This is a genomic window from Qipengyuania sp. ASV99 (assembly GCF_047872805.1).
GTDB lineage: Bacteria > Pseudomonadota > Alphaproteobacteria > Sphingomonadales > Sphingomonadaceae > Erythrobacter.
On record NZ_JBLQUK010000019.1, the window covers coordinates 1 to 1302 of the forward strand.

At 60.7% G+C, this 1302-nt stretch carries 1 protein-coding gene and 1 other annotated feature; the gene reads right to left on the reverse strand.

What is annotated here, in order from left to right:
* Positions 1-39: 39 nt before the first annotated feature.
* A protein-coding gene (locus ACM64M_RS14280) for an IS3 family transposase (RefSeq protein ID WP_416229382.1) occupies positions 40-1268 on the reverse strand; the annotation gives its coding sequence in 2 pieces (ribosomal slippage) (positions 40-980 and positions 980-1268; 1230 coding nt in all).
* Positions 871-987: a sequence feature (AL1L pseudoknot), on the reverse strand. (Overlaps the previous gene by 117 nt.)
* Positions 1269-1302 lie beyond the last annotated feature (34 nt).

Below are 1302 nucleotides of genomic sequence, written 5' to 3' on the forward strand. Positions count from 1 at the left end.
TGAACCGCCCCGGGATTGCCGGAGGCCATTTGGTTTAAGTTATGCTGCCATGGCGGTATCGTCCAGCATGGCGTAGTATTGTTGTTCGGCTTCGGCGGGCGGGACGTTGCCGATTGGCTCCAGCAAACGCCGATGATTGAACCAATTGACCCATTCCAGTGTGGCGAACTCGACGGCCTCGAAGGAGCGCCATGGTCCGCGGCGGTGGATCACTTCCGCCTTGTAAAGGCCATTGATCGTCTCCGCTAAAGCGTTGTCATAGCTGTCGCCGACGCTGCCAACCGACGGCTCGATGCCGGCTTCTGCGAGGCGTTCGGTATATTTTATCGATACATATTGCGATCCGCGGTCGCTGTGATGAACCAGTCCGCCACGATGGATCGGTCGGCGGTCGTGCAAAGCTTGCTCCAAGGCATCCAGCACGAAGCTGGCATGTGCTGTCCGGCTGACCCGCCAGCCCACGATGTAGCGGGCGTAGACGTCGATCACGAATGCGACATAGACGAACCCGCTCCAGGTCGAGACGTAGGTAAAGTCCGAGACCCACAGCCTGTTCGGCGCCGGGGCATGGAACTGCCGGTTGACGCGATCCAGCGGACAGGGCGCAGCCTTATCGCTGATCGTAGTGCGCAACGGCTTGCCACGGATCACCCCGTGCAAACCCATCTCGCGCATCAGCCGTTCAACGGTGCAGCGGGCGATGGAGAACCCTTCACGGTTCATCTGCCGCCAGACCTTGCGCACGCCGTAAACAGCAAAGTTCTCGGCGAACACGCGGGCGATCTCGGGCTTGAGCGCCAGATCGCGTCTCGCCCGCGCCGACAGTCGCAATGGATCTCGCCGCTGCGCGACATGCTTGCTGTAAGTGGAAGGGGCGATCGGCAAGACCTTGCAGATCGGCTCGACCCCATGAAGCTCGCGGTTATCATCGATAAACGCGATCATCGCTTGAACGGGCGGTCGAGCTCCGCCTGCGCAAAATATGCCGATGCCTTGCGAAGAATCTCGTTGGCCTGACGCAGCTCGCGGACCTCGCGTTCCAACGCCTTCAGCTTGTCGGCCGTATCGCTTGGCACGCCAGCGCGCTTACCGCTGTCGACCTCCGCCTTCTTCACCCACTCGTGAAGCGTCTGCGGTGCGCAGCCGATCTTGTCGGCAACCGACACCACCGCCGACCAGCGGGAAGGATAATCGCCTTCGTGATCCAATATCATCCGCACCGCACGGGCGCGAACCTCCGGCGAAAACTTGTTCGTTGTCTTGCTCATAAGGACTCCATCTACTCAAGAGTTGGAGCCTCCG